The sequence below is a fragment of the Micromonospora sp. CA-263727 genome, assembly GCF_050942455.1.
GTDB lineage: Bacteria > Actinomycetota > Actinomycetes > Mycobacteriales > Micromonosporaceae > Micromonospora.
In genome coordinates this window covers 4,391,507-4,416,592 of record NZ_CP192031.1, presented here as the reverse complement: position 1 = coordinate 4,416,592, position 25,086 = coordinate 4,391,507, and the positions used below count along the sequence as shown (strand labels likewise).

The following is a 25,086-nucleotide window of genomic DNA, read 5'->3' as shown; positions in this document are numbered from 1 at the left end:
CTGAAGGGAGTGGATCAAGCCGGGCCGAAGCCGCCTCCGGCTGGCGTACGCAGCAGGATCCGTGAGCCGGGCGGCAACGCGGTGCGGCCCTTGGGCTCCGCGACGTCGACCCCGTCGACCTGGAGCAGGCCGACCTGCCCGTCCTGACCACCGGCGAGGCCGGGTGCGGCGTTCTCGATGCGTTCGGTGAGGAAGATGATGTCGAGCGGGTCGGGATGCACAGAACGGATGGTGATCTCCTGTCCGTCGCCACCGCGCCACCGTCCGACCCCGCCGGAACCCCGGACGATCCGCTTGCTCTCCACCAGCACCGGTACCTGGCTCTCCACCACCTCGACCGGGGTATTCGACACGTTGCTCGGGGTGCTCAACGTCGGATGGCCGTCCTGCCCGGCCGAGGCGCCCTGCCCGCCGTTGAAGCAGAGCAGGGAGGCGAAGCTGCCGTCGGCCGCCGTGCCCCGGATACCGACCACCCAGAACGGGGTGCCCGCCGCGGCGGCGACCCGGTCCGGCAGGGGCTCCAGCAACGCCCGGGACAGCACCGCCGGAATGGCGTGGGCCGGGAAGTTGGCGCTCACCGCGGCCCGCTTGTCGGGGTTGAGCAGCGATCCCTGCGGCACCCGGATGGTGATCGGCCGCTGGGCACCCTCGTTGTTCGGCACGTCCGGGGCCAGCAGGCAGGCCAGACCGTACCGGGTGTAGCCGTACGTCGGTGCGGCGGAGTTGATGCCGAAGCGGCTCTGCGGGGAAGTGCCGGTGTAGTCGACCACCAGCGAGTCGCCGGTCACCTCTACCGTCACCACGATCTTCTTGGGTTCCTCGAAGCCGTCCAGGTTCACCTCGGCGGCGTACCGGCCGTCGGGGATCTGCCGGATCGAGTCCCGGACCGCTCGCTCCGTGACACCGCAGATGTGTTCGGCCGCCGTACGCAGATCCAGCTCCGGGGCGCTGTCGAGCATCGCCCGTACCCGTCGTTCCCCGAGCGCGTTCGCCGCGATCAGTGCGTCGACGTCGCCGAGCACCTGGCCCGGCACCCGTACGTTGCGGGCCAGGATCTGGCGGACCAGGTGGTTCGGCGTACCCGCATCGACCAGCTTGACCGGCGGGAGGCAGAAGCCCTCCTCGTACACGTCCTGCGCGAACGCGCCCTCGGAGGCGCCGCCGATGTCCGACAGGTGGCAGATGCTGGCGACGTACGCGACGATCCGGCCGTCCTGGAACACCGGCGTGGCGGTGGTGAGGTCGGGCAGGTGGGTGTTGCCGTACCAGGGATCGTTTGTGGCGATCACGTCGCCGGGGCGCAGGTTCTCCGCACCGAAGTGCTCGACCATCGCCCGCACCGTGCCGGAGACGCAGCCGGTGAAGACCGGCACCGAGCGGCCGTACTCCACCAGCAGGTCGCCGTCGGCGGTGAGCACCGCGCAGGCCAGGTCGTTGGATTCGCGGACCACCGAACTGAAGGCGGTACGCAGCAGCACGGCGGCCATCTCGTCGGCCACCGAGATCAGCCGCTGCCACCAGATCTGTAGTGTCGCGGCATCCCAGGTCGTCATCGCGGGCTCCTAGAACTCGGGTTGGTCGGACGGGGTCGCCGCGGCGTTGAGTCGCGTCACCAACTGGTGGTCGAGCAGCAACTGGTGGGTGATCGCGGTGAGTTGCCGTGGTGATGGTGGTTCGTCGGAGAAGTCCTGGGCGGCGTTTCCGGTTTTCAGGTAGACCGGGGCAGCGACCCGCACCATCTGCGGCACGTCGTAGCCCCGGACGAAACCGCCGGTGCCGGGTGGGTTCTCCGTGTGCAGGTCCAGTGCCACGTCGGTGGCCGCCCGAACCGCGGCCAGCATGCGGATGTCGAGGTCGCGTTGCAGGTTGACCGAGTCGGCGCCGAGTCGGGCGAGGAGCCGGGCGTGTGCGGGGTTGCCGGCGCCCATGCTGGACGAGGCCTTCAGCCGCAGGCCGGCCGGAAGCACCCCGCCGGCCCGGAGCCGGTCCAGCACGGTCAGCAGTCCCTCGTCGAAGACGAGGAAGCCGCGTACGCCGAGGTCGACGGCGTGTGCCACGTCCTCGACGGCCTGGGCGAGCTGGTCGGTGCCGCGCAGCCGGTAGGCACTGGCGGCGGCGACCGGGCCGGCGGCGAGTTTCTGCCCGCCGATGTCGAACAATCCCCGTGGGCCGACCGCCATCCGCAGCTGTACGCCCAGTTCCCGGCAGGTCTGCACCAGGTCGACCACCTCGGCGTCGAGGTAGCGCATGGTGCCGACCGTGTTGGTCGCCTGGTGCAGTCGTACCCCGTGTGGAGCGAGCAGTTCGGTCAGCTGGCGCACCGAGGCCGCGTCGAGGGCCCCGGCCACCTCCCACTTGTACCAGCCGCCGTCGGCGAATCGTCCGGTGCTGGTGACCGGCTGTGCCGGGTCACCCGGTGGCAGCCCGATCCGGGCCAGCCAGTCGAGGGACCTCATGCCGCCACCTCGCTGCGCCGGGTGTCCTGGTTGGCCGCCGGCAGGTTCACCATGATGTGCAGGTTGCCGTCCCGGTCCACCTCGGCCAGATCCCCCGGTCCCACCACCGCGGTGCTCTCCGGCAACTGGAAGATTGCCGGGCCGACGACCCGGGTGCCCGGCGGCTGGGCCAGCATCCGCAGCACCGGCGCCTCGGTCAGGCCGGTCTCCGGAAACCACACCTGGCGGGTACGCGGCGCGTCCGCCGCCGCTCGGGTGTCGGGTGCGGTCCGGACCAGCTCCGGCCGGGTGAACCGGCCGTAGGCACGGACCCGCCAGGTCACCACCTCGGCCCGCTGGTAGTCCGGACGTATGCCGTAGACCCGCTGGTACTCGGCGGCGAACCGGGCCAGGTACTGCTGCCGGCCGTCGGTGCCGGCCACCGGCACCTCGATCTCGAACCCCTGGCCGACGAAGCGCATGTCGACGAAGCGCTCGATCCGGTGGACCGGCTCGGCGAGTTCGGCCGCGGCCTGGCCGACCAGCCCGTCGTACACCTCGGCGACCGTGTCGTCCGACCACTCGGCGAGTTCGGTCAGCCGGGTGCGTGAGGTTTCCACCATCGGCGGGGCGACGAGCAGACCGGTCGCCGACAACACCCCGGCGGCGGTCGGGATCACGACCCGGCGTAGGCCGAGGATCCGGGCCACCCGGGCGGCGTGCACCGGCGCGGCGCCTCCGAAGGCGAGCATGGTGAAGGTCCTCGGGTCGTGTCCGCGTTCGGTGGCGTGTACCCGCATCGCCAGCGCCATGTGCTCGTCGACCACCCGGACCACTCCGGCGGCTGCGGCGACCGGATCGTCGTCGAAGGCCGGCCCGAGGTGGGCGAGCATGGCCTGCCGCGCGGCATCGACGTCGAGGCTCATCCGGCCACCGAGGAAGTAGTCCGGGTCGAGGTAGCCGAGCACCAGGTCAGCGTCGGTGACGGTCGGCTGTTCGCCACCGAGGCCGTACCCGGCGGGGCCGGGTCGGGAGCCGGCGCTGTGTGGCCCGACCTTGAGCAGCCCGAGCGGGTCCAGGGCGGCGATCGATCCACCGCCGGCACCGATCTCCAGCATGTCGACCACCGGCATGGCTACCGGCAACCCGCTGCCGGGCTTGAGCCGGTGCACCCGACCCACCTCGAAGCCGTGGTGCACGGCTGGGGTGCCGTTCTCGACCACACACACCTTGGCGGTGGTGCCGCCCATGTCGAAGGCGATCAGCCGGTCCAGACCGAGCCGCTGCCCGACGTAGGCGGCACCGATCGCGCCGGCCGCCGGCCCCGACTCCAGGAGCCGCAGCGGGTACTGCCGGGCCGTCGCCGTGGCGACGACGCCACCGTTGGACTGCATCAACACCAGCGGTTGGGCGATGCCCACCTGGCCGATGGCGCGTTCCACGTCGGCGAAGTGCTCGCCGGCCACCGGCCGCACGTACGCGTTGGCGAGCGTGGTGACGGTGCGCTCGTACTCGCGGATCACCGGCATCAGGTGGCTGGAAAGGGTGACCGGCACGCCGGGCAGCCGCTCGGCGAGGACGGCGGCGACCGCCTCCTCGTGCGCGGAGTTCGCGTACGAGTGCAGCAGGCAGACGGCGATCGACTCGACGCCGATCTCGGCGATCCGGTCGGCGATCCGGCCGACCTCGTCGAGGTCGAGCGGCGTGTGGACGCTGCCGCCGGCGCGCAGCCGCTCGGTCACCTCGAACCGTTGCCGGATCGGGACCAGCGGATCGGGCAGTCGCAGCTGCTGGTCGTACAGGTCGTAGCGCCATTCCCGGCCGATCTCGACGGTGTCGCCGAAGCCCCGGGTGGTGATCAGGGCGGTGTCGGCACCCCGGCGTTCGATGAGCGCGTTGGTGACCAGGGTGGTCGCGCCGACGACCGGGTGGTTGATGTCCGCGGGTTCGTGGTCGCCGGTGTCGAGCAGCTCACGGACGCCCTGGGCGATGGCGCGGCCGAAGTCGTCGTAGGTGGTCAGGCACTTGCCCAGCCAGGCGCGGCCGGATCGCTCGTCCAGCAGGACCAGGTCGGTGAAGGTGCCGCCGATGTCGAAGCTCACTCGCATGGTTGGTGTCCTTGGTCGGCTCGATGAGGGGCGGGGTATGAAACGGCGGGTACGGTCACGGCGGCACCACGAGCGGGTAGACCGCCACGGGTAGGACGAGTCCGAGCTGACCGGCGTACTGCACGCGGGCGATCAGCCGGACCTGCGCCCGGCGCCCGGTGGCGAGCGCCAGGGCGGTGTCGTAGCAGATCCCGGCGGCGGCTCCGAGCAGCATCCCGCCGGTGAGCGCCACCGATGCCGTGCCGGTACGCAGGCCCGCGACGAAGATGACGATGCCGAGCAGCGCGACTGCGAGGGCGGCCCAGCGCACTGCGGCGGCCGGTACCCGGGTCACGCCCAGCCGGGCCGCACCGGCGGCGAGCAGTACCAGCCCGGCGCTGGCGCCGGCGACCAGTTCCGACCCGCCGGAGCGCTCCGCGACCAGGCCCGGCAGGGTCGAGCTGAACAGTCCGAGGATGCCGTTGGCCGTGAACGCCAGGGCCGCGCCGCCGATGATCACGGTGTGTCCGCGGCCCGTCGCCCGCGGCGGCATGGCCGGCGCGCCGGGGCGAACAGGCTCGGCAATGCCATCGCCGTGGGGGCCTGCGGCAGGCGGCCGCTGCCCGTCGGGTGGCCACTGTCTGGCACCGGCGGCTGCCGCGGCGAGCAGGCCGAGCGCGCCGATGCCGAAGACCGCTGCCCGGGGCAGGCCGGACGCCGCCAGTGCCCCGGCGACGAGCGCGCCGCCGCCGACTCCACCGAAGATGGCGCCGGTGGCCAGGACGGTGCCGTGCCGGTGCGGGGCCAGCGCGGTGGTGGTCAGCGGGGTCAGTGCCCCCAGCGCGACGCCGGTGATGATCCGGCCGAGCAGCAACGGGCCCACTCCCGCCGGGGCCGGCGCGAGGATCAGCGGTACCGCGCCCGCCGCGTCGAGCAGGAGCAGGATCGGTATCAGGCGGCCGGGCCGGAGCCGGGTGACCCGGGCGGCCAGGGCCGGTCGGGTCAGCAGCGCCATCGCCGCGGCTGCGGCCGTGCCGTGCGCGACGGAGAGCACCGTGGTGGTCCACGGCGAACCGGTGGCGGCGGCGATCCGGTGGTAGAACGGGCTGGGGAAGCTGGAGAACGCGGCGGCGGCCGTCTGCGCCACGATGATCGGGCCGAGCCGGCCCGGCCGGCCGAGTGGGTTCGTCATGACGGTCGCTCCGGCCACGCCGCGCCCGACCACGGGTCCGCAGGGTCCGGCACGGCAGGGTCCGGCACGGCGCTCGGCGTGACCCGGCCCGAGTCGGCGGCACGCAACAACAGCGCTGCCAGCGCGGCGTCTGCGACGGCGCTGCCCGCCACGTCCAGCAGCAGCCGACCGGCCGGCGGCTCGACACCGGAGAACATTCGCGCCACGCTCGGGACCTGCCCCGCAAGCACCCGGTCGTCGAGCAGTTCCGCCGCGCCGCCGTGCCGCCAGATGTGCGCGCCGTCGAGACAGACCACGACACCGTCGGGGGCGAGCAGGTCGAGATCCGCCACCGCGGCCGTGGCGCCCGTGGCGGACACGGCAAGGTCGACGCCGGCCAGCGCCGCCGGGTCGGTGCCGACACTGACCGGCACCCCGCGCCGGGGTGGCTGCCGGCGTACGGCCCGCGCGTTGACCTCCGTCCGGACTGCTATCCGGACCTCCTCGACCGTGTCGAGGGTCGCGAGGATGGTGTCCAGGACGCTCCGGTTGGTCGGCCCGAAACCGAGCAGGCCGATCCGCCGCACCACCGCGGTCGGCCGGGCCGCCCGGGCCACCGCCACTGCGGTGGCGGCGGTGCGTGCCTCGGTGGCTCGCATGCCGTGGATCCGCGCCAACGGGTCGCCCCGGTCCGCGGCGCTGACCAGGATCGTGGCGGTGGACCGGCTCGCAGCGCCGTCGGCGGCGGGCCGGTAGGACGCCCATTTGGCCACGGCGATGCCGAGCCGGGGCACGACACCGGCCAGGGTGAGAAAGAAGCCGCCGCCGACCATCGGCAGTAGTTGCTTCGGTGCCTGCTCGGCCTCGCCCCGGCCCAGGTCGGCCAGGCAACGGGTCACCTCGGCGACCAGGGCCGCCCGGTCGACCCACCGATCGACGTGGGCGTCGGTGAACTCACGCATCGTGCGCCCCGGGTCGGGCGGCCTGCGCGGCGAAGGCCAGCGACACCACCCCGGCGACGGTGCGCAGGAACGCGGTCCGGGCCGGGGTGAAGGCCCGGTCGGTACGCGAGACGAAGGCCAGGTCGCCCCAGATCAGACCGTGTACGTGCAGCGGGAAGAGCACGCAGGCGTGCAGGTTCTCGTCGTACGACATGCGGGCGGTGACCGGGAAGCGCTTGGCCAGGCCGCTCATGTCCCGCAGCTGGACCACCTTGCCGCTGCTGTAGACCTCGGAGCCGAGGAAGCCGTCGCTGATCGGGTGGCCGGTGGAGATGGACTGCCGCCACCGCGTGGACATGCCGGCAGAGGCGACCAGGCGGGACACTCCGGCGGTCCGGCCGAGGGGGGTGGCCTGGCCGAGGTCGAACCGGAAGACGGTAGCCGCGTCGCTGAATCCCCGGTCCACTGCCCACTGCACCGCGGTCTCCGCGACGGCTGTCCCGTCGGCCGCCGCCGTCACCCCGTCGACGAGTGCCTTGAGCGCGTCGGCCTGGGCGTTGAGCAGCGCCATGGACTCCCGCAGCCGGTCGGCACCACGGTCGTCACCGAGCTCGGCGACCGGCGGCAGGAACTGGTAGCCGATGCCACGTACCGAACCGATCCAGTGGGGCCGCACGGCGGTGTCGCCGAGCTTGCGGCGCAGCCGTCCGATGTGGATGCGCAAGGTGTTGGTGCCGTCGCCCTGTCGCCATCCCCAGACCTGCTGGAGAATCTCGTGTTGCGGCACCACCTGCTGCGCCCTGCCCATCAGGTAGGCGAGCAGGTCGAACTCGTTGTGGCCGAGCGGGATCTGTGTCTCGGCGAGGAGGCAGCGCCGTGTGGCGAGGTCGAGCCGCAGTTCGCCGGCGTGTAGCCAGCGCACCTGACCGCCGGAGTCCCCGAGCGAGCTGCGGCACAGCGCCAGCAGTCGGGCGAGCACCTCCCGAGCCCCGGCGTGGCTTTCCAGGACCAGATTGGCGCCCGCGTCGAGCAGGGTCAGCACCTGTTCGGGCTGCACGTCGGTGGCGAGCACCGCGATCGGGAACCGGCCGGCTGGCCGCAGTGTGCGTACCGCCTGGTGCACCCAGCCGAAGGAGCGCCCGCCGACCAGGACCAGTCGGGTGTCGCGTACGGTCGCCGCCTGTGCCGCGCCGGCGGCGTCCTGGCGTACGAGTGTGGGCCAGTTCGTCCGGCCCATGCGCACCTGGAGCCGGGCGGCGGTCGAGCCCGGTTCACCGCAGAGCAGGGCGGGGCTCATCAGTGCGGCGTCGCGGGGGCGCAGCAGCCGGCCGATCGCCTGGTCGATGGGGGGTGACGTGGGCGCCATCGGGTCAGAGCACCTTCGACAGGAAGGACCGGGTCCGCTCGTGCCGTGGCGCGACGAGCAGCTCCCCGGGCGGGCCCTGCTCGACGATCAGGCCCTCGGACATGAAGGCGACCTGGGAGGCCACCTCGCGGGCGAATCCCATCTCGTGGGTCACCACGATCATCGTCATGCCGTCGGCGGCGAGACCTCGCATGACGTCGAGCACCTCGCCGACCAGCTCGGGGTCGAGGGCGGACGTGGGCTCGTCGAAGAGCATCAGTCGGGGCCGCATGGCCAGGCCGCGAGCGATGGCGACCCGCTGTTGCTGGCCGCCGGAGAGGCTGCGTGGGTAGGCGTTGACCTTGGGGGAGAGGCCGACCCGGGCGAGCAGGTCGTGTGCGGTCGCCTCGGCGGCGGCCCGGGAGTAGCCGAGCACCCGCATCGGCGCGGTCACCACGTTCTCCAGCACGGTCAGGTGCGGGAAGAGGTTGAAATGCTGGAACACCATGCCGATACCGGCCCGCTGGGCACGGATGCGGCTCTCCGGCAGTTCGTGCAGCCGGCCGTCGCGGTCGACGTAGCCGACCAGTTCGCCGCCGACCAGCACCCGGCCCGCGTCGGGTCGTTCCAGGTGGTTGATACACCGCAGCAGGGTGGACTTGCCGCTGCCGGAGGCGCCGACGAGGCAGAGGACCTGGCCCGCGTCGACATCGAGGTCGACGCCGCGCAGCACCTCGTGGCTGCCGAACCGTTTACGGATGCCGCGCAGTTGGACCAGCGGCTGCTCCGTCGGGGCCAGTGGTTGCCGGACCACCATCGGGCCCACCTGCCCTTCCGTGGATTCACGTCGCCGCCGGCCCCGGTGCGGAAACCGACGCCGAGCCGACGCTCCAGCCAGTGCTCCAGCAGCGTCAGCAGGGTGACGACGACGAGGTACCAGATGCAGACGACGAGCAGGATCGGGATGGTCTCGTAGGTGCGCGCGTAGATGAGCTGGCCCGAGTAGAGCAACTCGGGCAGCGCGATCACGCTGACCACCGACGAATACTTGAGCAGCCCGATCGCCTCGTTGGAGGCCGGCGGGACGGTGACGCGCAGGGCCTGGGGCAGCACGATCCGCCGGAAGGTGTCGACCCGGCTGAGACCGAGGGCGTTCGCCGCCTCGCTCTGTCCCCGGTCCACGGAGACGATGCCGGAGCGGATGATCTCGCCGAGGTAGGCGGCCTCGTTGAGGGCCAGGCCGAGGATGGCTGCGGTCCAGGGCGTGATGATGGTGTTCGTCTGGGCCGAGAACAGGGTCGGCCCGAACGGAATCCCGATGCTGATCGACGGTACGAGAATCGCCAGGTTGTACCAGAGGATCAGCTGCACGAGCACCGGCGTGCCGCGGAACAACCAGATGTAGACGCCGGCCGCGCCACGGGGCAGCCGACCGGGCGACAGGCGCATCACGGCGAGCAGCAGACCCAGCGCCGAGGCCAACACCATGCTGATCACGGTGAGTTTGAGCGTGGTGAGCAGACCGTCGAGGATGCGGGGATCGAACAGGTAGGTCGCCACCACGTCCCACTGGTAGTTGGGATTGGTGAGGAACGAGTTGACCACCGCCACGACGAGCAGGACCGACACCACCGTGCCGACCCACCGCCACGGATTTCGGCGCGGGACGACGACGTCGCTGTCCTCGTCCCGCGCCGTGTTGGCCGGTAGCACGGTCATCAGAACGTGGCCCCGTTGATGATCGGCGCCTCCAGTGCCCGGTCCTCGACGCCCCACTCGCGCAGGATCCCGGCGTACGTGCCGTCATCGATGATCTCGCTGAACGCGGCCTCGACCTTCTTGGCCAGCTCACTGTTCTTCGGGAAGGCCGCCGCGAAGTACCCCTCGTTGAGGTAGCCGCCGGAGACCTTCATCGTGTCCTTGTTCTGCGAGTTGATGTACGCGTTCGCCGCCGAGTCGTTCGGGGTCACGTCGATCCGGCCAGAGCGCAGGGCCAGGACGGTGGCGTCGAGGTCGGCGAACTCGTTGACGTCGATGGCCGGCTTGCCGGCTTTGACGCACTCGGCCGAGGCGTCGGCGAGCAGGGTGGATTCGAGCGCGCCCCCGGGGATGCCCACCCGTACGCCGCACAGGTCGTCCATCGACGCCACGTCACGGAACGTGGTCAGCGTCAGGAAGTTGTTCTTCGCCGCCAGATAGTCGACGAAGTCGACGGTCTTCTGCCGTTCCAGGGTGTCGAACATCCCGGTCAGGGCCAGGTCGAAACGCCCGGCGGCGAGCCCGGGGACGATGGTGTCGAATCCTGCGCTCTGGAAGGTGATGGTGCTGCCGAGCTTTTCCGACAATGCCGCCGCCAGGTCGACGTTGATGCCTTTCCAGGTCTTCCCGTCGGTATCGAGGAAATTGTATGGCAGGAGCGAGGGGTCCGCTGCGGCGACGAGGGTCACGGCCGCCTGGCCGTCCGCGCCGCGGTCTGTCGTCTCGGTCGAACACGCGGCGATCGGCAGGGTGAACAGAGAGACGGCAAGTCCGGCGACGAGGGACCGGGAGCGAGGTTTACGCATGGGAACTCCGTTTTCGACAAGAAGGCTGGGCCGTACTTTCTGTCGGATCTGGAAACCGCGGTACTGGGTCGTGGGCTGGCGTCGCCATCCTGCGGGGGCGGCGACAAGGTGAATGAAATGCGGGGCTTGTTACCGGCGCATTTCACAACTGGTCGGCGGCGGTTTCCGCCACGCCAGAACGACATCCTCACGACAGGAAACCGCACCTAGCATTGGCTGCGGAGTCGGTGGTGGCCCCGCCGACGACATGTCGCCGACGCGCGGGAGAGAGGTGACCGAGTGAGCTCGGACGTAGCGGAGAGTAACGATCCGGCGTTGGATACGGCCGTCCGCCGGATGATGGCGGGAGCGGTCGCTGACGGGGAGATCGACCTGAGCATCGGCGAGCCCGACCAGGCGCTGCCCGACGTCCTGGTCGAGACCGCGGTCCGTAGCCTGCGCGCCGGCCGGACCGGCTACACACCCAAACTCGGCCTGCCTGAACTGCGCGAACTCGTGGCCGCCGACGTGGCGGCGAGTACCGGCCACCGGCCGGCGAGCGACGACGTGGTGATCACCGTGGGCGGCACCGGCGCGGTCGCGGTCGCCCTGGCCGCGGCCGGTGCTCCCGCGACCGGGATAGTCGTTCCCGACCCGGCCTGGCCGAACTACCGGATCCTCGCGACGCGACTGGGTATCCCGGTGCACAGCTACCCGCAGGGGGCAGCGGAGCCGGCTTCGCCGACCTGGCCCGGATCGAGGACGGCCTGCGCGTGGGCGCCCGGCTGGTCGTCGTCAACTCACCGGCCAACCCCACCGGCGCCGTCGCCTCCGCCGACGCGCTGCGGTCGCTCGTGGAACTGGTCCGGCGTCACGACGCGTATCTGCTCTCCGACGAGGCATACGAGTCGATCGTGTACGCGGGCGGCCGAGCCCCGTCGCCGCTGACCCATGGGCCGGATGTCACCTTCTGCGCCCGTACCTTCTCCAAGACCTACTCCATGACGGGGCTGCGGGTCGGTGCGCTGATCTCCCCACCCCGGTTCCGCGGCGACGTGGCGGCGCTGCACGGCACGGTCGCGGGCTGCGCACCGATCACGGCTCAACTCGCCGCCATGGAAGCGCTACGCGCGCTGCCCGGTCGGGGCGCCGAACTCGCCGCCCTCTACCGCCAGCGGCACCGCACCGCCGTCGACCTGCTCGGCCCTTGGGCGCCGCCGGCCGCCACCGTCGAGCTCGGCGGCTTCTACCTGTGGCTGGACGTGCGGTCGAGCGGCCACCACAGCGACGAGGTGTGTGCCGTGCTGCGCGCACGGGGCGTCGTCGTCTCCTCCGGCCGCGTCTATTCGGGTGTGGACGGATTCGTGCGGGTGGCCCTCACCGCCCCGGACGCCCGGCTCGGACCGGCGCTGCGGATCATCCGCGAGGAACTGGACCGGCTGCGCTCGATGAGCGCTCGCTGAACCGGACCGGGGCGCGGTCGTGGTGTGGCCCATGTTTATGGGTGAGTCTCGCATAACTCGTCTGCGCCGTCTAGCTTGCGAGCCCAACCAAGTTCAGCAAAGCTGAACTTGGTTGGGTCGGCGTGTTTGAGCCTTGCTGATCGGGTGATCAGCGGCAGGTCGGGCGTGGCTGGCCGACGGGTTCGGTGGCGAGGCGCGCGACCGGTCGAGCTTTGCACCGGATGGTCGGGAGTCGCCGAGAGAATGTCCAGCTCATGCGCATCCGGATGGTGCTGGCTGGTCCTCGTGGCATGACCGTTTTGAGTCCTTGAGGACGGAACCGGGGCATCCTGGCGGCTCCTTTCCCGGTGCCCGTCAAATTACTCAGGGTTGCATCCTTGTCAGGGGTTGCCCGGTGGGTTTCAATACTGCTTTAACAAACCTTCGCGCATTATCGAGCCTTCCGACTGACCTGCTTCAGCTTCCGTTCGTTCCGTGACTCGAAGGGAACCCCTCAAATGTTTCGACAGAAGCGGCTGCCCGTCGCGATCCTTGCGGTCGCGGTGGCGATACCACTGGCCGCCTGCGGCCGTGCCGACGACGACCCGACCGGCGGTGCCCCGACCGCCGCCCCGGCCATCTCGGAGGGGCCCGCCACCGGCGACATCCGCGTGTGGGCCATGGGCACCGAGGGCGAGAAGCTGCCCGAGATCGCCAACGCGTTCAACGCCGCCAACCCCGGTGCCAACGTCACGATCACGGCAGTGCCCTGGGACGACGCCCCCACCAAGATTTCCACCGCGATCGCCTCCGGCGAGACGCCCGACGCCACCTTGATCAACCCGTCGGCCCTCGCATCGTTCGTGGCCACCGGTGGTTTCGCGCCGGTGCCGAGCGGTCTGGTCGCCGACAGCGCGTTCGACGCCGGGGCTCTACAGGCCACGAAGATCGACGGAACGTCGTACTCGGTGCCGCTCTACGTGGACACCCGCACGCTGTTCTACCGGAAGGACCTTGCGGACAAGGCGGGTGTGCAGGCGCCCAAGACCTGGGACGAGTTCACCACGTTCGCGAAGGGGCTACAGGAGGCCGGGGCGGAGCAGGGGTTGCTGCTTCCGACCGGCGAGCTGGGATTCACGGAGCAGACCCTGATCCCGTTCCTGTGGCAGGCCGGTGCCGAACTGACCGACGCGGGCCTGACCAAGTTCACCGTCGACACCCCCGAGGTGGTCGCCGGTCTGGAAAAGTACCGCTCCTTCTTCGTCGACGGAGTGGCCAGCCGGACCGGCACCTACGAACCATGGGGATCGGTCGAACAACGTCTGGTCGACGGGAAGATCGGTGCGGCCATCAACGGCCCGTGGCTGGTTCCCGCGCTCAAGGAACTGCTCGGTGCGGAATACTCCACCAAGATCGGCGTCGCATCTCTGCCGGCCGGCCCGAAGAACGCGAAGAGCTGGCTCGACGGCGGGCAACTGGCGGTCTTCAAGGACGCCAAGAACCCGGACGGCGCGTGGAAGTTCATCCGCTACCTGTCCCAGCCCGAGCAGGCGGCAGCCTTCTCCCGGGCAACCGGCGACCTGCCCGCCGTCACCGCTGCCTGGGAACCGGCCGGGCTGACCACCGACCCCAGCACCGCGGTGTTCAGCGAACAGCTGACGGCGACTGGCACTGCGCCAGCGGTGGCGACCTGGAACCAGATCGCCAATGTCTTCGCCCGATACGGCGAGCGGATTGCCCGGGGGACCCTAGAACCCGCCGAGGCGGCAAAGCAGATGCAGAGCGAACTCTCCGGCATCGGGCTGGAGTAACACGTGGCGACTGTCGCACCGCAGGCGGTGGTCGACGCCGGCGTGCCCTCGTCGCGTGGTTACTCGCGCTGCCCTTCTCACTGCTCTTCCTGGTCTTCATGATCGTGCCGTTGGTGACCTCATTGCTGCTGAGCCTGACCGATCTGAGCAGCCGGGACCTGCGTGACCCGCTTGCCGTCGAGGTGGTGGGTCTGGAGAACTACATCCGGCTCATGCAGGACGCCGGCTTCCGGTCGGCCGTCGTGAACACGGTCTACTTCGCGGGCGTGGGCGTTCCGTTGACCGTCGCGGTCGCCCTCCTGCTGGCGCTTGCGCTCAACACCGGGATCAACCGGTTCCGGTCGCTGTTCCGGATGGGCTTCTACACCCCGGTGGTGACCAGCATGGTGGCGATCGCCGTGGTATGGAAATACATTCTCGACCCCGGCGGCCTGCTCAACCAGGTGCTGGCGGAGATCGGGATCGTCGGTCCGGATTGGCTGCACGACACGGCCTGGGCGATGCCGTCGCTGATCGGCCTGGCCACGTGGCGCAACATGGGCACCCTCATGGTGATCTTCCTGGCCGGTTTGCAGGGTCTGCCGCAAGACGTGTTCGAAGCGGCCAAGGTCGACGGCGCCAACGCGTTACAGCGCTTCTTCAGCCACACCCTGCCGCTGCTCCGCCCGACGATCCTGCTCGGTTGCGTCCTGATCAGTGTCTACTACTTCCAGTTCTTCGAGGAAGCGTTCGTGATGACCGGGGGCGGCCCGCTGGGCAGCACCACGTCGGTCACCTACTTCACCTACGAACAGTTCGGTTACGGACGCTACGGCTACGCGTCGGCGGCCAGTTACCTGCTCGCGCTCGCCATCGGGCTCGTCACGCTCCTGCAGTTTCGGCTGCTTCGGAACAGGGACTGACATGACACAGGTTTCCACATCGGCTACCCCCCGGACCGCGGCGGCGCAGCCCCGGCCTCGGCGACGCCGCGAACGGCGTACCGTACTTCTCCGGCGTGGGCTCCTCTACGTGGCGCTCTCCGCGACACTGATCGTGACGGTGTTCCCGTTCGTCTGGATGATCACCGGTGCGTTCAAACCCCAGCGGGAGATTCTCTCCGACGAGGTCACGCTCCTGCCCCAGCAGCCCACCCTCGACAACTTCCACGACCTGTTCACCCGCGTCCAGTTCGGCCACTACTTCCTGAACAGTTCGGTGGTCGCTGTCTCCGTCGTACTCGGCAACCTGCTGTTCTGCACGATGCTCGGCTATGCCCTGGCAAAGCTGGAGTTCCCCGGTCGACGGCCGCTGTTCGGGCTGGTCATGGCCATGCTGACGGTGCCGACCGTGGTGACGTTCATTCCGCTGTTCGTGCTGGTCACCAAGATGGGTCTGATCAACACCTATCGTGGCCTGATCCTGCCGTTCCTGGCGGCGCCGCTCGGCGTGTTCATCATGCGGCAGTTCATCGCCGGCATTCCCGACTCGCTGATCGAAGCGGCCCGGATGGACGGCGCGGGGGAGTTCCGCATCCTGTTCACGATCATCGTGCCACTGTGCGGTCCGGCCCTCGCCACCCTGGCGATCCTGCAGTTCCTCTCGTCGTGGAACGAGTTCCTCTGGCCGCTGGTCGCCGGTCAGACCGAGGACATGTACACGTTGCCGGTCGCGATCGCGCTGATATCGGCGGGCTCGAACACCGTGAACTACGGACTGCTGCTGGCGGGTGCCACCGTCGTGGTGATGCCCGTGCTCGCGCTCTTCCTCGTGCTCCAGCGCTACTTCGTCCAGGGGATCGCCACCACCGGCACCAAGTGAGTCGAATCCCCGGCCCCGCCCTGCAAGAAAGGCGCCCACCATCGTGGTATCCACAGACGACGGCCTGACGGCACTCTGCGCCCGGCTGTCACTCGAGGAGAAGGTTCGACTGCTGACCGGGCGGGACTTCTGGTCGACACACCGCATCGACCGGATCGGGTTGCAGCCGATCACGTTCTCCGACGGACCGTCTGGTATCCGTGGCCAGGCATGGGACGAGCGAGACCCATCGGTGAACCTGCCGTCGGCGACCGCACTCTCCGCCTCCTGGGACCGGCAGATCGCCCGGGCCTACGGCGAGGTCCTTGCCGACGAGGCACAGCGAAAGGGCATCGACGTCGTGCTGGGACCGACCATCAACATGCACCGCACCCCGACGTCCGGACGTCACTTCGAGGCGTTCAGCGAAGATCCGGTACTCACCGCCGACCTCGCGGCGGCCTACGTCGAAGGCATCCAGGAGCGCGGCATCGGCGCGACCCCGAAGCACTACGTCTGCAACGACTTCGAGACCGAGCGGTACACCGTCGATGTCCGGGTCACCGACCGGGCCCTGCGTGAGGTCTACCTGCTGGCGTTCGAGAAGGCAGTGTCCGGGGCCGGGGCCTGGCTGGTGATGAGTGCCTACAACTCGATCAACGGACGTACCGCCAGTGAGAACGACCTGCTGGAGACGCCGCTCAACGACGAGTGGGGCTTCGACGGGGTCGTCGTCGGCGACTGGACCGGCGTACGCCGGCTGGAGAGCGCGCGGTACGCGCAGGACCTGGCGATGCCCGGACCGGACGGGCCGTGGGGCGAAGCGCTGGTCGCGGCGGTGCGCGCCGGTGACATCGCCGAGGCGGTGATCGACCGGAAGGTGCACCGCATCCTGCGGCTCGCGGCCCGGCTCGGCCGGCTCGACGGGTACCCGCCGAAGGTCGCCCGCACCACGTCCGGCCGGGCGAGCGCCGCGTTCGCCCGCGAGGCGGCCGCCGCGGGTGCGGTCCTGCTCGAGAACACCGGCCTGCTACCGGTCGACCCGGCGACGGTCGGTCGGATCCTGGTTGTCGGGCACAGCGCGCGTAGTCCCCGTACGCAGGGCGGCGGCAGTGCGAGCGTGGTTCCCGACCATGTCGTCACTCCGCTGGAGGGCATCCGCGCCGCATTTCCCGACGCGACAGTGGAGTTCCGGCCGGGGCCGCTGGTGGAGAACGGCCTGGGGTTCCTCGCATTGACCCAGATGCGTAATCCGCACTCCGGTGAACCTGGTGTGCGCGTGGTGTTCCTCGCCGGCACCGAGGAGGTCCACGCCGAGGAGATCCACGCCGAGGATCGACGTTCCAGCAACCTGGTCTGGTTCGGCGGCGACGCGCCGATCGAGCGTACGGCGGCGCTGCGGGTTTCGACGACGTACACGCCGGACACCACCGGCACGTTGCTGCTGGGTGTGAGCACGGTGGGTACCGTCCGTGTCGAGGCTGGCGGCCGGGTGGTGTTCGACGACGACATCCGGCCGGAGGGTACCGACCTCGGCGCCGCGCTGCTGGCCGCACCGATCCGATCGTTCCCGGTCGACACCGTCGCCGGCCAGCCCATCGATCTCGTCTTCACGCTGGTCCGTGGCCCGGCCACCGGCATGCAGAACGCGTTGGGATTCCGATTCGGGCTGTTGCCCCCCGCCCTCGACGACGATGCGCTCATCGCGGAGGCGGTCGAGGCGGCGAGGGCGGCGGACGTGGTGGTCGTGGTCGTCGGCACCAACAAGGAACGCGAGGCCGAGGGGGCGGATCGTACGACGCTCGCGTTGCCCGGACGGCAGGATGACCTGGTGTCGGCGCTGGCCGGCGCCAACCCGCGGACCGTCGCGGTGGTCAACTGCGGGGCACCGGCGCTGCTGCCGTGGGCCAAGCAGGTCGGCGCGGTGCTGCAGGTGTGGTTCGGCGGCCAGGAACTCGGCGACGCGCTGGGCGACCTGCTCGTCGGCGCCGCCGAGCCCGGCGGCCGGCTGCCCACGACCTGGCCCGCCAGCGACGAACAGGTGCCGATCCTGCGCGTCGAGCCGGTCGGCGGGGCAGTCGAGTACACCGAGGACATTCACGTCGGGTACCGCAACTGGCGTCGGCTCGGCATCGAGCCGGCCTACCAGTTCGGGCACGGCCTCGGCTACACCACCTGGAGCTTCGACGAGATCCAGGTCCCCGATTCGGTGGAGGCCACCCCGGAGGGGCGGTTCCTTGTCTCGGTGGCCGTGCGCAACACGGGCGGCCGCGCGGGAAAACAGGTGGTGCAGGTGTACGCTTCCCGCCCCGATTCCCGCGTCGAGCGCCCGGTTGTCTGGCTGGCCGGATTCGCCGCCGTGCGGATAGCCGCCGGTGCCAGTGCGGTCGTCGAGGTCGAACTTGCGGCTCGGGCGTTCGCGCACTGGGATGGCGGTTGGCAGTTCGAAGTCGGGGACTTCACCCTCACTGCCGGCGCGGCCCTGTCCGATCCGGCACTGCGCGCCACCGTGACAGTGGTTCCGGCCCGCGGACAGTCCAGGAGGCAACCATGACCGGGCTCGACCCGCGGGCGATGCGCCGCGTGAACGCCGAGAGCGTCCTGCGTGCCCTCTACCGCGAGCGCAGGCTGCCGCTGGCCACCCTGTCCCAGGCGATCGGGGTCTCCCGACGGACCGTGGAACTGATCCTCACCGACCTTGAGAAGGACGGCTGGATCCGCACCAGCCCACCACAGCCGCAGGAGAACGGCCGCGGTCGTCCGCGTCGTCACTTCGAGTTCCGCGACCGTGCCGGTGCCGTGCTCGGCGTCGACATCGCACACGATCGTTCCACCGCCGTCGTCGCCGATCTGCGTGGCCGCCCCCTGGCCTCGATCGAGCGTGCTGCGGTCGGCGAGCCCGACCGGGCCGCACGCGTGGCGCTGACCCGCGACACCATCGAGGCCGCATTGGCCGCGGCGGGCCTCGCGCCCGGCCAGATCGGGGCGGTCGCCATCGCCACCCCGGGCAACGTCGATGACAGCGGTACGGTCTCCCTGGAGCTGTCGATGCGCGGCTGGACCGGAGTGAACCTCGCCGCCGAGTTCGCCGCCGACTTCGAGTGCCCGCTACACGTGGAGAACAACGCCAAGCTGGCGGTCCTGGCCGAGCTCTGGGAGGGCGCCACACCGGGCGCTGACCACGTCCTCTGGTTGATGCTGGAGGGGCAGTACAACGGCATGAGCATCGTGGTCGACGGCGTGCCGTATCGGGGCGTCGACGGCGCCGCCGGTGAGATCTTCTGGGCCAAGATACTCGGCCTGGACGAACTGGCCACCTCGTCGTTGATCGGGCTTGGCCGGTTGCAGCCGGCCGCTCGTCGCGCCGAGGGCCTCCAACTGGTGCGCCGCGCCCGGGCCGGGGACCCGGAGTCCCTTGCCGAGGTGCAGCGTTTCGCCGCGATCCTCGCGCGCGGGCTGTCCGCCCTGGGCTGGATCCTGGCGCCGCGGTTCATCGTGCTCGGTGGCTCGCTCAGCGCCGAACTGGGGCCGCTGCTGGCCGACCGGATCACTGCTCTGGTCCGCCGGGACGGTCCACCGTTCGTCGAGGTCCGGTTGTCGGAACTGGACAACGCCGCGGTGATCCGAGGTGCGATCCGGGCGGCCCTGGACCGGTTCCCGTGGGCCGACATCCGCCCGATTCCGTGCCCGTCGACCGGCCCGGCGCTCAGTGCCCGTAACCGGACACCACTGGGCGGTGCATGACCAGCATGGACCGGGACGGCGAGTCGGACGTGTTGGCGAACCGATGCAGCTGTCGGGCGTCCAGATGCAACGCATCGCCGGTGCCCAGCCGTCGGATCTCGCCGGCGATCTCCACCGTGAGCGTGCCCTCCAGCACGGTCAGATACTCGTGCCCCTCGTGCCGAACCGGCTCGTCGCCGGTGTGCGCGCCGGGCGGCAGGTGCAACTCGGCGATCTCGATGCCGTGCTGCGGGTCGGCGAGGACCAGTCGACGGTTGACGCCGGCGCCAACGGTGATCTCTGTCTGGTCGGCACGGGCGACGACCGTCGCCCCCGGTGACGTCGGGGCGTGGAACAGCTCACCGACCGGTACCCCGAGCGCCGACGAGACCGCGACCAGCGATCCGACCGATACGCCGGTACGCCCTCGTTCGAGCATGCTCAGCATCGACACGCTCAACCCGGTGAGGTTCGCGACGTCGAGCAGGGTCAAGCCGCGCTCGGAGCGGATCCGGCGGATCTCCCGGCCGAGATCGCGGGTGGCGGATTCGGTGTCCGTCGCAACAGAGGATGAGGGTGTCGTCACAGCGTTCATTCTCCCCACCGCACGGTGACCTTAGCGGGCCGACCCCGTGCTCGTGGCGTCTTCGAGGCAGTCGCCAAGATCGGAAAATTGAAGTAGCGCTGAAGTTCTGGCTCTGTTATGGTCGGCCTGAACATGAAAAATACCAATGCCGCCAGCGCTCATGTTCAGCATAGCTTAATGAGCGGCGCGTCTTGAGGCGTGCGCGGTGCCACCGGAGTGAGCACCGTGCCAGATCGGGCGAGCGCCGGCCCGGCGTCCATTCGTACCGCGCAACGCGAGGAGTTCCCCGTGCCTGAAAACCGGATCGCCATCGTCGGCGGCGGCATCGGCGGCCTGACCCTGGCCATCGCCCTGCAGCAGCGGGGCATCGCGGCCGACGTGTACGAGCGATCCGACGTCCTCGACGAGGTCGGCGCGGGCGTCGCGCTCTGGTCGAACGCCACCCGGTTGCTGCACCGTCTCGGCCTGGCTGCGCCACTTGCCGAGTACGGGTCCGAGCCCACTGAGGTGATCTTCCGAAGCGGCCTGAGCGCCGAGCGCATCGTGGGCTTCCCGTTGACCGAGGGCGGCTGGTATCGGCGGCAGTTCGGCGCACCGTACTACGGAATCCACCGCCAAGCGTTGCAGAAGATCCTCGCCGAGGCGGTGCAGCCGGGCACCATCCACCTCGGGCACCGCCTGGACCGGCTGGAGCGCGCCGGCCGGACCACGCTCCTGCATTTCGGCAACGGGGCCACGGTGGAGGCCGACCTGGTGGTCGGTGCCGACGGGATCTGGTCGAAGGTCCGCACCTGGATGACCGACGGCCTGGACCACACCATGTACTCGCGGACCAGCGGTTTCCGGGGCGTGGTGCCGATCGAGGCGTGCTCGCTGCTGCCGGACCCCACCGCCACCCAGTTCTGGCTCGGTGCCGACAAGCATTTCCTGCACTTCCCGATCGGCCCGGACTACAGGTACGCGACGTTCCTGGCCGCAGTGGAAGGACCGACCATCTGGCCGACCCCGCGGGGCGTCCGGATTCCGGGTACCACCGAGGAAGCGGTCGATGCCTTCCACGGCTGGCACCCGGCCGTGCTGCAGATGATCGAAGCGGTCGACCACACCGACCGGTGGGCGCTGTTCGGCCTCGGGCCCCTGCCGAGCTGGGTGCGCGACAACGTGGTTCTGCTCGGTGACGCCGCACACGGACTGGTGCCACACCACGGCCAGGGCGCCAACCAGTGCGTCGAGGACGCGGTCGTGCTCGCCGATCTGCTGGCCGCGTCCGGCCCGGCGACGCTTGCCGATCGGCTCGGGGCGTACTGCCGGATCCGGATGGACCGCGCCCAGCGGGTCCAGAAGATCTCCTGGGTCAGCAACCGCCTCTTCCACCTGCCCGACGGGCCGGAGATCCCGCTGCGGGACGCCACCCTGCGCGACCTCTACCAGAACGTGCGCTGGATCCACGAGTACGACGCCCAGGCACCTCACCTTGAGCAGGAACTGGCCGCCAGCACCGCCGAACACTGAAGAAGGGGAACGCCGATGTCCGTCACCTACCTCCCGGTCGTCGAGGGACTGTCGTCCTTCGGGGACTACTCGCCGGTCAGCGTCTCCGGTGACCTCGTTGCCGTCGCCGGACAGTTCGGCACCGGTGCCACCGACACCGCCGGCCAGGTCCGTGGGGCGTTCGCCAACGTCGGCGTGGCCCTGGCGGCCGTAGGGCTCGGCTTCGCCGACGTCATCAAGTTCACCACGTACGTCGTCGGCCGAAAGACGATCGCGCCGTTCATGGCCACCCGCAAGGCGGTGTTCGCCGAGATCTATCCGCAGGGTGTCTATCCGCCGAACACTCTGCTGATCGTGGCCGGCCTGGTGGAACCCGAGTTCGTCGTCGAGATCGAGGCCATCGCGCGGGTGCGGTCGTGACCGCGTTCAACGCCGGCCGTGAGAAGGTCATCGCGTACCCGGTCACCGTGCGCGGGGTCCGGACCCGGGTGATCGAGGCCGGCAGCGGCGACCGCGTACTGGTCTGTCTGCACGGTGTCGGATCGCGGGCCGACAGGTTCGTCCCGGCGGTTCCCGCGCTGGTGGCCGCCGGTTTCCACGTCTTCGCCATCGACTTCCCCGGCCACGGTTTCGCCGACAAGCGCGACGGCATCGACTACCGGCCCCAGGCGTTCGCCGCGTACGTCGCCGACGTGCTCGACGCACTGCACCTACGCGACGTCGTCATCGCCGGCACCTCGCTGGGCGGCCTCGTCGCCGCCCGCATCGCCTGCGACCGCCCCGAACTGGTCGAGCGGCTCGTGCTGATCGGCACCATGGGCATCGCGCCACTGGACGACGGGGACAAGGTGCCGCCGGAGGCGGTGGCCAACGGCACCCCGGAGCGCGTTCGTGCCAAGTTGGGCTTTCTGGTAGCCGACCCGGCGAACGTCACGGCAGCGTGGGTACGGGAAGAGTCGATGATCAACTCGTCCGAGGGGGCGCACGGCGCGTTGCTCGCCGCCGCCGCCCACCTCAACGAGGAGGCCAACTCCGACCTGCAGACCGAGCGTCTGCACGAGCTTCGTCCCGGAATCCCGGTGCTGCTGGTATGGGGCGAAAACGACCGGTGGACACCGGTGCGCATGGCCTACATCGCCCGTGACCTGCTGCCGGGATCAAAGCTGGTCGTCATGCCCGGCTGCGGCCACGCGCCGTACTTCGAGGACCCCGCCACGTTCGTGGCGCACCTGCACGACTTCGTCGCAACGCCGGCATGATCGCTCCCCAAGATCAGAATGGACGTCAAGATGACCGACAAATGGTTGCTGATCGAAAATGGAACCGTTATCGACGGTGATGCCAACCCTCCGCGCGAGGACTGCGCGGTTCTGGTGCGTGACGCCCGCATCGTGAAGATCGGTAGCGTCACCCGGGAAACCGACATCCCCCGTGGCGCCGACCTCACCGTCCTGGACGCGCGCGGCAAGACCGTCATGCCGGGCCTCATCGACATCCACTGCCACATGACATACGGCCTCGCCCGCACCGAAGAGGAAATCAGCGTCTACACCCCGCCCGAGCTGCGGACCCTGATCGCCGCGGCGAACATCGAGAAGGTCCTCGCCGCCGGGGTCACGAGCATCTCCCAGCCCGGTGGCAGCTACTTCATCGGTGTCGGGCTGCGCGAGGGCATCCGCCGCGGGCTCGTGCACGGACCCCGGATGACGACCGCCGGCCGCTACCTCACCACCAGCAACGGCCTCACCGACTGGTTTCCCGACGCCACCGGCGTGCCCGAGTCCAGTATCGGCCGGCTGACCAACACCCCCGCCGAAATGGTCGCGGAGATCCGCAGGCAGAAGAAGGCCGGCGTCGACCTGATCAAACTCGCGGACAGCCCCTACGGCGACTTCCAGGCGTTCACCAACGACGAGCTGAAGATGGCCGCGGACCTTGCCCACCAGCTCGGTCTGAAGATCACTATCCACGCCCGGGGCTCGGACGAGATGAACGCCGCCGTGGCGGCCGGCTTCGATCACATCATGCACGGCAACTACATGAGCGACGAAACGATAGCCAACCTGGCCGCGTCGCGGATCCCGCTCGCCCCGACCCAGCTGTTCATGCATCACATCGTCGAGTTCGCCAAGGTCTCCCGCAATCGCCGCAGCATCGTCGACGCGACGGCACGGATGAACGAGGCGACGATGGAGACCCTGCACCGCGCCTACCAGGCCGGCGTCAAGTTCGCCATGGGCACCGACAGTGGCTTCGCCACCGTTCCGTACGGCGAGTGGCACGCGCGCGAGCTGGAGATCCTCATGCGCTACACCGGCATGAGCGCACTCGAGGCGATCCAGGCCGGCACCAAACACGGCGCCAACGCTATGGGACTCCCGGACGACCTGGGTGTACTCGCGGTCGGCAAACTGGCCGACATCATCGTCGTCGACGGCGATCCGCTGAAGGACATCCGGGCTCTCTATCAGCCCGGAAAGATGTCGCACGTGATTCTCAACGGCGTGGTGCAGACCTTTCCCGAGGACATCCGTACGCGGTTCCTGCGCAACGACTACCTGCCCCATGAGTACGGGTGGGAGCTGCTCACCTACGACCGGGTCTTCGAGGGTGGGGAAGCGCCGAAGACCCAGCTCGACTGGTCGGGTGAACAGCGCCTCGACCTGATCAACGATCTGCGTAAGCAGGAGAAGCTCGGCGCGGCGCATGCCGTTGCCGAGTAACCAGAGGAGTCGCTGTGAAGTTCGTCAGTTTCCGCACCAGCGCCGGCTGCCGGGTCGGCGTCGTCACCGCCCCTGACCGGGTCGCCGAGATCGCGCTGGACGATCCCGAACGCGGAGTGCTGGGTCTCATCGAGCGGCGGCAGCCGATCGTGGCCACCGGTGTCACCCACGCGTACGACGATCTCGTGCTGACTGCGCCGATCCCGCGCCCGGTCCGCAACATCATGTGTGTCGGGAAGAACTACCGCGAGCACGCCGCCGAGTTCGCCGCGAGCGGATACGACTCCGGTGCTTCGGTGACGGTGCCGGCGTTCCCCATCATCTTCACCAAGGCGCCCAGCGCTGTCGCCGACCCGGGGGCGGTGGTGACGGTGTCGCGAGCGGTCACGACGCAGGTCGACTACGAGGCCGAGTTCGCCGTGATCATTGGCGTCGGAGGCAGAGGCATCGGCAGGAGCGCGGCGATGGACCATGTCTGGGGATACACCCTCGTCAACGACCTCACCGCGCGGGACCTGCAACGCGACCACAAGCAGTGGTTCCTCGGCAAGTCGCAGGACGGGTTCGCCCCGCTGGGGCCCTGGGCCGTGACCCGCGACGAGATCGACCTGGCCGAACTCGTGCTCACCTGCACCGTCAATGGCGCGCCCCGGCAGAGCGCCCCCGCCTCGGACCTGATCTTCGATGTCCCCAGTCTGATCGAGACGATCTCGGCAGGTATCACGCTGCAACCCGGCGACATCATCGCCACCGGCACACCGGCGGGCGTCGGGATCGGGTTCGACCCGCCGCGCTTCCTCGAGGACGGTGACGTCGTGGAGGTCACGGCCACCGGACTTGGCTCGCTCAGCACCACGATCCGGATCGAGGACTAGCGGTTGATCGATCAATTCCGCTCGAAGACCCCCGGATGACCCAGAGCGGCATCGTCGTCGGCTGATCCGCAATCTCGCCACCGGCAAGTACCCGCGACGACCCTGGTAGCAGGGCCACCCGCGTCGCCCGATCC

20 protein-coding genes and 2 pseudogenes are annotated in these 25,086 nt (G+C 69.8%); 12 read left to right on the top strand and 10 right to left on the bottom strand.

The annotated features are described in order from the left end of the window. Window positions 1-14: 14 nt before the first annotated feature. The 9 genes and pseudogenes from ACQPYA_RS19260 to ACQPYA_RS19220 all read right to left on the bottom strand — a co-directional run bounded on the left by ACQPYA_RS19260 (window position 15) and on the right by ACQPYA_RS19220 (window position 10,543). Entirely contained in the window at window positions 15-1,553 is a 1,539-nt protein-coding gene (locus ACQPYA_RS19260) for a hydantoinase B/oxoprolinase family protein (protein ID WP_433528486.1), read from the bottom strand. Window positions 1,554-1,562: 9 nt separating this feature from the next. After that, window positions 1,563-2,456: a hypothetical protein gene (locus ACQPYA_RS19255; protein WP_433528485.1), complete on the bottom strand. Its 894-nt coding sequence runs from the start codon at window positions 2,454-2,456 to the stop codon at window positions 1,563-1,565. Continuing rightward, entirely contained in the window at window positions 2,453-4,543 is a 2,091-nt protein-coding gene (locus ACQPYA_RS19250; protein ID WP_433528484.1) for a hydantoinase/oxoprolinase family protein, read from the bottom strand. Before ACQPYA_RS19250 ends, ACQPYA_RS19255 begins: the two co-directional genes overlap by 4 nt. A 55-nt stretch (window positions 4,544-4,598) precedes the next feature. Beyond that, window positions 4,599-5,714 (bottom strand): hypothetical protein, encoded by a 1,116-nt coding sequence (locus ACQPYA_RS19245; protein ID WP_433528483.1) that lies wholly within the window; start codon window positions 5,712-5,714, stop codon window positions 4,599-4,601. After that, complete coding sequence (locus ACQPYA_RS19240) at window positions 5,711-6,655, bottom strand: hypothetical protein (protein WP_433528482.1); 945 nt, start codon at window positions 6,653-6,655, stop codon at window positions 5,711-5,713. The genes ACQPYA_RS19245 and ACQPYA_RS19240 overlap by 4 nt, the downstream gene beginning before the upstream one ends. After that, complete coding sequence (locus ACQPYA_RS19235) at window positions 6,648-8,000, bottom strand: winged helix-turn-helix domain-containing protein (protein ID WP_433528481.1); 1,353 nt, start codon at window positions 7,998-8,000, stop codon at window positions 6,648-6,650. The genes ACQPYA_RS19240 and ACQPYA_RS19235 overlap by 8 nt, the downstream gene beginning before the upstream one ends. A 4-nt stretch (window positions 8,001-8,004) precedes the next feature. Then, window positions 8,005-8,796, bottom strand: coding sequence for an amino acid ABC transporter ATP-binding protein (locus ACQPYA_RS19230; RefSeq protein ID WP_433528480.1), 792 nt, complete (start codon window positions 8,794-8,796; stop codon window positions 8,005-8,007). A 122-nt stretch (window positions 8,797-8,918) separates the two neighbouring features. After that, window positions 8,919-9,467, bottom strand: a pseudogene (locus ACQPYA_RS19225) (amino acid ABC transporter permease); the annotation flags it as partial. A gap of 230 nt (window positions 9,468-9,697) precedes the next feature. Then, entirely contained in the window at window positions 9,698-10,543 is an 846-nt protein-coding gene (locus ACQPYA_RS19220) for an ABC transporter substrate-binding protein (protein WP_433528479.1), read from the bottom strand. 336 nt (window positions 10,544-10,879) lie between these two features. Between ACQPYA_RS19220 and ACQPYA_RS19215 the strand changes: the two are divergent. From ACQPYA_RS19215 to ACQPYA_RS19185, 7 genes and pseudogenes are all read left to right on the top strand, one after another. Continuing rightward, window positions 10,880-11,179: pseudogene (locus ACQPYA_RS19215) on the top strand (aminotransferase class I/II-fold pyridoxal phosphate-dependent enzyme); the annotation flags it as partial. 116 nt (window positions 11,180-11,295) lie between these two features. After that, a complete protein-coding gene (locus ACQPYA_RS19210) occupies window positions 11,296-11,985 on the top strand; it encodes a pyridoxal phosphate-dependent aminotransferase (RefSeq protein ID WP_433528478.1) in 690 nt (229 codons plus the stop codon). Between the two features lie 497 nt (window positions 11,986-12,482). Next, on the top strand, window positions 12,483-13,775 hold the full coding sequence (locus ACQPYA_RS19205) for an extracellular solute-binding protein (RefSeq protein ID WP_433528477.1): 1,293 nt from the start codon (window positions 12,483-12,485) through the stop codon (window positions 13,773-13,775). A gap of 113 nt (window positions 13,776-13,888) precedes the next feature. Next, a complete protein-coding gene (locus ACQPYA_RS19200; RefSeq protein WP_433528476.1) occupies window positions 13,889-14,677 on the top strand; it encodes a carbohydrate ABC transporter permease in 789 nt (262 codons plus the stop codon). Window positions 14,678-14,786: 109 nt separating this feature from the next. Continuing rightward, window positions 14,787-15,575 (top strand): carbohydrate ABC transporter permease, encoded by a 789-nt coding sequence (locus ACQPYA_RS19195; RefSeq protein WP_433528475.1) that lies wholly within the window; start codon window positions 14,787-14,789, stop codon window positions 15,573-15,575. Window positions 15,576-15,618: 43 nt separating this feature from the next. Then, entirely contained in the window at window positions 15,619-18,108 is a 2,490-nt protein-coding gene (locus ACQPYA_RS19190; RefSeq protein ID WP_433528474.1) for a beta-glucosidase family protein, read from the top strand. After that, complete coding sequence (locus tag ACQPYA_RS19185; RefSeq protein ID WP_433528473.1) at window positions 18,105-19,298, top strand: ROK family transcriptional regulator; 1,194 nt, start codon at window positions 18,105-18,107, stop codon at window positions 19,296-19,298. The genes ACQPYA_RS19190 and ACQPYA_RS19185 overlap by 4 nt, the downstream gene beginning before the upstream one ends. On the opposite strand, the gene ACQPYA_RS19180 is transcribed toward ACQPYA_RS19185, so the two are convergent. Further along, window positions 19,261-19,863 (bottom strand): helix-turn-helix domain-containing protein, encoded by a 603-nt coding sequence (locus ACQPYA_RS19180; RefSeq protein ID WP_433528472.1) that lies wholly within the window; start codon window positions 19,861-19,863, stop codon window positions 19,261-19,263. The two genes, ACQPYA_RS19185 and ACQPYA_RS19180, sit on opposite strands and share 38 nt — an antisense overlap. A 288-nt stretch (window positions 19,864-20,151) precedes the next feature. Here ACQPYA_RS19180 and ACQPYA_RS19175 point away from each other — a divergent pair, with 288 nt between their 5' ends. The 5 genes from ACQPYA_RS19175 to ACQPYA_RS19155 are packed head-to-tail and all read left to right on the top strand — an operon-like array spanning window position 20,152 to window position 24,952. Further along, entirely contained in the window at window positions 20,152-21,375 is a 1,224-nt protein-coding gene (locus tag ACQPYA_RS19175; protein WP_433528471.1) for an FAD-dependent oxidoreductase, read from the top strand. Window positions 21,376-21,390: 15 nt separating this feature from the next. After that, window positions 21,391-21,774 carry a RidA family protein gene (locus ACQPYA_RS19170; RefSeq protein WP_433528470.1) on the top strand — a complete coding sequence of 128 codons (384 nt, stop codon included), beginning with the start codon at window positions 21,391-21,393 and terminating at the stop codon, window positions 21,772-21,774. Next, a complete protein-coding gene (locus ACQPYA_RS19165) occupies window positions 21,771-22,613 on the top strand; it encodes an alpha/beta fold hydrolase (protein ID WP_433528469.1) in 843 nt (280 codons plus the stop codon). Before ACQPYA_RS19170 ends, ACQPYA_RS19165 begins: the two co-directional genes overlap by 4 nt. An 18-nt stretch (window positions 22,614-22,631) precedes the next feature. After that, window positions 22,632-24,077 carry an amidohydrolase family protein gene (locus tag ACQPYA_RS19160; RefSeq protein ID WP_433528468.1) on the top strand — a complete coding sequence of 482 codons (1,446 nt, stop codon included), beginning with the start codon at window positions 22,632-22,634 and terminating at the stop codon, window positions 24,075-24,077. 14 nt (window positions 24,078-24,091) lie between these two features. Beyond that, entirely contained in the window at window positions 24,092-24,952 is an 861-nt protein-coding gene (locus tag ACQPYA_RS19155; protein ID WP_433528467.1) for a fumarylacetoacetate hydrolase family protein, read from the top strand. Window positions 24,953-25,086: the final 134 nt, after the last annotated feature.

What these genes read in the sequence shown, in the direction of transcription:
- ACQPYA_RS19250 (WP_433528484.1), bottom strand. Translation starts at nt 4,543, where the DNA reads ATGCGAGTGAGCTTCGACATCGGCGGCACCTTCACCGACCTGGTCCTG.
- ACQPYA_RS19245 (WP_433528483.1), bottom strand. Translation starts at nt 5,714, where the DNA reads ATGACGAACCCACTCGGCCGGCCGGGCCGGCTCGGCCCGATCATCGTG.
- ACQPYA_RS19235 (WP_433528481.1), bottom strand. Translation starts at nt 8,000, where the DNA reads ATGGCGCCCACGTCACCCCCCATCGACCAGGCGATCGGCCGGCTGCTG.
- ACQPYA_RS19230 (WP_433528480.1), bottom strand. Translation starts at nt 8,796, where the DNA reads ATGGTGGTCCGGCAACCACTGGCCCCGACGGAGCAGCCGCTGGTCCAA.
- ACQPYA_RS19170 (WP_433528470.1), top strand. Translation starts at nt 21,391, where the DNA reads ATGTCCGTCACCTACCTCCCGGTCGTCGAGGGACTGTCGTCCTTCGGG.
- ACQPYA_RS19205 (WP_433528477.1), top strand. Translation starts at nt 12,483, where the DNA reads ATGTTTCGACAGAAGCGGCTGCCCGTCGCGATCCTTGCGGTCGCGGTG.
- ACQPYA_RS19255 (WP_433528485.1), bottom strand. Translation starts at nt 2,456, where the DNA reads ATGAGGTCCCTCGACTGGCTGGCCCGGATCGGGCTGCCACCGGGTGAC.
- ACQPYA_RS19220 (WP_433528479.1), bottom strand. Translation starts at nt 10,543, where the DNA reads ATGCGTAAACCTCGCTCCCGGTCCCTCGTCGCCGGACTTGCCGTCTCT.
- ACQPYA_RS19185 (WP_433528473.1), top strand. Translation starts at nt 18,105, where the DNA reads ATGACCGGGCTCGACCCGCGGGCGATGCGCCGCGTGAACGCCGAGAGC.
- ACQPYA_RS19160 (WP_433528468.1), top strand. Translation starts at nt 22,632, where the DNA reads ATGGACGTCAAGATGACCGACAAATGGTTGCTGATCGAAAATGGAACC.
- ACQPYA_RS19260 (WP_433528486.1), bottom strand. Translation starts at nt 1,553, where the DNA reads ATGACGACCTGGGATGCCGCGACACTACAGATCTGGTGGCAGCGGCTG.
- ACQPYA_RS19240 (WP_433528482.1), bottom strand. Translation starts at nt 6,655, where the DNA reads ATGCGTGAGTTCACCGACGCCCACGTCGATCGGTGGGTCGACCGGGCG.